We start from the raw sequence: 2,791 nt of genomic DNA, 5'->3' as shown, positions 1-2,791 counted from the left end.
AAGACACTGCCTTCACTTACGCAGTCCTCATTACTTCATGTTAAGAATGAAAAGCATGTGGACAGGATCGAAAGCATTATGTCAATGCTTCTAACTTCAAGTCCATCATATCTTATTATGGCATCTATTGAAGCTTCAATTGACATGATGGAGAAGGAAGGAAATGACAGGTTAAAAAAGAATATGGCCTATGTAGAAAAAATGGCCGTGAAATATCCAAATGCAGGCAAGATATTCAAAAGCAAGGACTATTTCATGGAAAGGGGAGTCAATGATTTTGACAATACCAGGCTTCTCTTCAGAACCTCAGATATTGCAATAAAAGGTGGAGTGGCTGAATCCATTTTGAGAAAGGAATACAATATACAGGTGGAAATGGCGGATTTAAACTATGTAAACGCCTTCATGACAGCCTGTGATGAAATAGAAGACATAGAAAGACTTTTCAAGGCAGTGGATGACATGGCTGTTAAATACGGCAGGGAAGTTGAGAATGTAGAGGCTTTGAAAGAAGCTGAAACCAGCGAATACCTCACCGCAAAATGTCCTGAAAGTGTAATAAACATAAGGAAGGCTTTCTATTCAGACAAGCTGTGTGTGGATATAAAGGAAGCAGAAGGCAAGATAAGTGGAAGCTATATAATACCATATCCGCCGGGAATACCGCTTCTTTGTCCCGGGGAAAGGATAACGAACAAAATGGTTGAAAAAATTCTTGAAATACGGGAATCCAATATAGAAGTAATTGGTCTTGATAAAGGGAAAATAAAAATAATCAATATATGACAGGAGTGTTTTATGGATAAAGGACTTTTTATAGTGCTTGAAGGGCCAGACGGAGCAGGAAAGAGCACCGTTGCAAAGCTTATAGCTGAGTACCTTGAAAAAAAGGGGCACAGTATAGAATTTTCCAGGGAACCTGGAGGAACACCCATCAGCGAAAAGATAAGGGACATTATACTTGACTGTGATCATAAGGAGATGGCATATACTACTGAAGCATTACTCTATGCAGCTTCAAGAGCCCAGCATGTTGCAGAAAAGATAAGACCCCTGATGGAATCAGGGAAAACAGTAATCTGTGAAAGATTTTATCATTCAAGCCTTGTTTATCAGGGAATAGGCAGAAAACTTGGTGTTGAGAAAATAAGAAAGATAAACGAATTTGCCATTGGAGATACATATCCCGACCTTGTGCTGTTTCTGGATATCAATCCAGAAGTTGCATTGAAAAGGAAGACGGATATCGATGGTGGAGACAGGCTTGAGAACGAGCATATTTCCTTCCATATGGATGTATATAATGGTTACAAGGAGATTATAAAGGTGTCTCCTGAAATCAAGGTTGTAGATGCATCCGTGGACAGGGAAAAAGTATTTGAAAATGTAATCAACGAGCTGGAAAATATAATCTAAATAGGAGGATGCTATGAAACTTGTGGTAGCGGTAATACAGGATGAAGATGCGAGCAAAGTGTCTTCGGAACTTAGAGATAAAGATTTTGGACTTACAAAACTGGCTTCAACGGGAGGCTTTTTAAGCTCCGGAAATACGACACTTATGATAGGTGTTGAAAAGGAAAAAGTTGACGAGGTTCTTGAAATAATTAGGAATAATTGTCAGACAAGGAAGAAACACACCGCGGCAACATTGCCAAGTGCATATACGGCAACAAGTGGATATATACCAAGGTCAATAGAGGTACTTATAGGTGGAGCAACGGTGTTTGTTCTTGATATTGACAAATTCGAAAAAATGTAGGCAGGTAGATTTATGGGCTATGACGAGATACTAGGTCAGGAAAAAATAAAAAAACATTTGATGGATATCACAAAAGGTGATAGTATTTCACATGGGTATATATTTGAAGGGCCCAAAGGAACTGGTAAGCTTAAACTTGCAAGTATCTTCGCTCAGACAATACTCTGTCTAGAAAGAGATGACTATCCCTGCAGTACCTGTAGCTCATGTATAAAGGCACAGGCGGGAAGCCACCCGGATATACACATTATGGACTATAGTGAGAATTCCATAAAAAGACAAGATGTTGACGAAATACAGGAAATTGTCTATGTAAAGCCCTATGAAAGCAGAAAAAAGGTGATTATACTTAATGATGCCCACAAGATGACTGTACAGGCGTCAAACACCTTTCTAAAAACTCTGGAGGAACCTCCAGAAGATACGGTCATAATTCTTATAACTGTAAATCAAAGTCTTATAATCCCTACCTTAGTGTCAAGGTGTCAGACTGTGAAGCTTGACAGGATTAGTGACAGTGAAGTGAAAAGGATACTCGTCGAAGAATATGAAGTGGACAGCCAGAAGGCAGGACTCATTACGGGTTATTCAAAAGGCATAGTACAAAGAGCGGTAAACATTCTCAAGGAGGAAGTGAACATACTTCAACTGAGGGGAGAAATTGTCGACATGGTTGACAATATTTTAAAAAGTGGCAAATCAACAGTGTTTGAATATGAAAAATACTTTGACAAGCACAAAGATGACATAGATGACATTTTAGAAATACTCATGATATGGTTCAGGGACTTGTCATTTTACAAGGTTGGAGCGATGAACCAGATTATAAATATAGACAGGATGGACCTGATTGAAAAACAGTCGGGAAAGACCGACAAAAAGAGATGTTCTGAAATTTACGAAGTGTTTCAGAATACTTATGATGATGTAAAAAGCAACGTAAACTATAAATTGGCAATAGATAACATGCTATTCGGAATACAGGAGGTAAAGCATGATTAGCGTAATAGGAGTAAGGTTTAAGAAAGC

The 2,791-nt window shown here is 38.6% G+C and carries 4 protein-coding genes; all 4 read left to right on the top strand.

The window, feature by feature from the left end; genetic code table 11:
• On the top strand, positions 1–786 hold a 786-nt coding region (locus AC3AX0_RS10960), incomplete at its 5' end, for an Orn/Lys/Arg family decarboxylase (RefSeq protein WP_487550326.1).
• A 12-nt stretch (positions 787–798) separates the two neighbouring features.
• Positions 799–1,416: a dTMP kinase gene (tmk, locus tag AC3AX0_RS10955; RefSeq protein ID WP_487550325.1), complete on the top strand. Its 618-nt coding sequence runs from the start codon at positions 799–801 to the stop codon at positions 1,414–1,416.
• Between the two features lie 13 nt (positions 1,417–1,429).
• Positions 1,430–1,762: a cyclic-di-AMP receptor gene (locus tag AC3AX0_RS10950; RefSeq protein ID WP_487550324.1), complete on the top strand. Its 333-nt coding sequence runs from the start codon at positions 1,430–1,432 to the stop codon at positions 1,760–1,762.
• A gap of 12 nt (positions 1,763–1,774) precedes the next feature.
• Positions 1,775–2,764 carry a DNA polymerase III subunit gene (locus AC3AX0_RS10945; protein ID WP_487550323.1) on the top strand — a complete coding sequence of 330 codons (990 nt, stop codon included), beginning with the start codon at positions 1,775–1,777 and terminating at the stop codon, positions 2,762–2,764.
• The last annotated feature ends 27 nt before the right edge of the window (positions 2,765–2,791 follow it).

It is taken from the genome of Dethiosulfatibacter sp., from assembly GCF_983023055.1.
This window is presented reverse-complemented; position numbering and strand designations above follow the sequence as displayed.

Coding starts and splice junctions, on each gene's coding strand:
- tmk (WP_487550325.1), top strand. CDS start 799: ATGGATAAAGGACTTTTTATAGTGCTTGAAGGGCCAGACGGAGCAGGA.
- AC3AX0_RS10945 (WP_487550323.1), top strand. CDS start 1,775: ATGGGCTATGACGAGATACTAGGTCAGGAAAAAATAAAAAAACATTTG.
- AC3AX0_RS10950 (WP_487550324.1), top strand. CDS start 1,430: ATGAAACTTGTGGTAGCGGTAATACAGGATGAAGATGCGAGCAAAGTG.